This window comes from Moorena sp. SIO3B2 (assembly GCF_010692525.1).
Lineage (GTDB): Bacteria > Cyanobacteriota > Cyanobacteriia > Cyanobacteriales > Coleofasciculaceae > Moorena > Moorena producens.
Genome location: NZ_JAAHHE010000724.1, coordinates 1 through 2,067 on the forward strand (window position 1 = coordinate 1; position 2,067 = coordinate 2,067).

Here is a 2,067-nt window from a genome sequence, read left to right on the forward strand (position 1 = left end):
TGCTTTCACTGCTCAGACAGGTATTTTTCGGTAAAAATAACTCTGGCATAATTATTGAGAAATACCTAGGGGATGCCAAGCCTCGCGAAATTTTCGTTACCGCTTGTCTGTTAATCCCTATTATTGGGATCGGTCTTTATCCGAAGCTAGTCACTCAAACCTATGATGTAAAAACTGTAGCGGTTGCTGCTCAAATGCGCCAATCCTTACCACTCATTGTTCAAGAGGAATCACCTCTATACTCTGGTACCTTCACAGCGCCACAGTTAGCCAAAACCAAGGCTCAACCTATTCTTGGGGTTACCCAGTATTGATTAGTTCCTGTTTGCGATTAGCGGGAGTTAAACAAAAAGAACGCCCCAAACCAAGTAGGAGCATCTAACTTTGGAAGAAACATACCGCAAATAGCTATATCATGGTGATTCTACAGCAAAAATAAAACGATATATTTGCCAAAATGAGATGCTCCCAACAAATCGGGTGCATCTTACTTTTTTGAGGCAAAACGCGAGTCTGATAAACCCCATTTTCCATTGCTGTATGGCTTTTAAAATTAGTAGGTGCGCTTCACCCATTAAGAATTAAATTCGCGAGGGGTCGCACCTGTGGATTTCACAGACTAAATTTCACAGACTAAAACTGTACCCTTTTCCCCACGAGTTATTCTGAGTTCCTCATCCAGATAGAGAATTTGTAGACGACCTTTGGGCGATCGCTTCATGGTAAATGCTAATTCTCCAGTATCTGGGTTCATCTCTTGGGGGGGTACTAAACCGAACATCAACTTCAAAAAACCAGACATCAATTTTTCTGTCCAACTTTTCTGTGAAGATGGGCATTGATCACCAAAAATTGCTTGCCAATCTTTTAGATTTGTTGATGGATGGGGGGCTAAAATAGCTCCTGTAAATTGTACTTGTAACACCCAATCACTAACGGGATAACAAACGCCTTGGTTGCGTACAATTCCCTTGATTTGAGCCATAGACTCATCAACGGTCGTAAATTCCACAACGATATCATGACTACGCTGTTGACCATCTCCCAACAAAAATACAGGTTGGAGAACTCGGTCAATCACCAGTTTTAATCCTGTGGGTTGAAACATATTAAACGCAAGACGACCGAGAGTGTAAGCATACTGACCCTCTGCCAGTTGCTCTCCTCCGGGAAAATTAGGTGTGCTAATTAACAACCATTCATGATCCAGGAGTTCCCCATGACGTGTTGGTGCTGTTGTGGGATTGAGTTGAGATAAATGATTAATTGCAGCAATTACGGCTTCATGCTTAGTATTTCCACCACAAGCGGCAAGCACTTGACGCAAGGCTGTTTTAGCTGATGTACGTTTTTCTGAATCTACGACTACCATATCATTGAAAATTTTAGCTGTCCTGATGATGCTACTTTATATCATCCTATATTGTTAATTTTTTATTGACTATTTTTTTAAATTTTGTTACATTTATTCTGATTAATAATCCAATAATTTACAAAATAATCCTACTATGTCTAGCAGCGTTTTACAGTCCGTAACCTCTCAAAATAAGGCAGTGAAAAAACTGGGATTAGGTGGCTATAATTCAGATTTTTTTGACTGGGAAGAAGTTTGGTATCCTGTTTTTTACGTCGAAGATTTAGACAAATCCCAGCCCACTCGCTTCACTTTGTTAGAGCAGGATATTGTCCTCTGGTGGGACAAGCATGAACAGATGTGGCGAGCGTTTGTCGATCAATGTCCACACCGTTTGGCTCCACTGTCTGAAGGTAGAATTAATCAGGATGGACGGCTAGAATGTCCCTATCATGGCTGGGCTTTTTCCGGAACAGGCCAGTGTGAGGTCATTCCACAGCAAAAAGAAAGGGGAAAGGCTGAAATTTCCCAACGTGCCTGTGTCAATTCACTACCGACTAAAATTGCTCAAGGATTGTTATTTGTTTATCCTGGACAAGCTGAGAATGCGGCTCAAACTAAGGTTCCCATTGTTGATGCCTTAGAAGAAGACCCGGACGGTTGGATTTGCTTGAATACGTTTCGGGATTTGCCTTATGATGCCCTAACATTGA

The 2,067-nt window shown here is 41.4% G+C and carries 2 protein-coding genes and 1 pseudogene; 2 read left to right on the plus strand and 1 reads right to left on the minus strand.

Annotated features, from left to right (window positions below):
- Positions 1-314: pseudogene (locus F6K38_RS40305) on the plus strand (NAD(P)H-quinone oxidoreductase subunit 4); the annotation flags it as partial.
- Positions 315-619: 305 nt separating this feature from the next.
- Here F6K38_RS40305 and F6K38_RS40310 read toward each other — a convergent pair.
- Complete coding sequence (locus F6K38_RS40310; RefSeq protein ID WP_008184849.1) at positions 620-1,372, minus strand: PAP/fibrillin family protein; 753 nt, start codon at positions 1,370-1,372, stop codon at positions 620-622.
- Between the two features lie 136 nt (positions 1,373-1,508).
- On the opposite strand from F6K38_RS40310, the gene F6K38_RS40315 reads away from it, so the two are divergent.
- Positions 1,509-2,067 (plus strand): Rieske 2Fe-2S domain-containing protein (locus tag F6K38_RS40315; protein ID WP_287360462.1); only part of this gene is annotated, 559 nt, incomplete at its 3' end.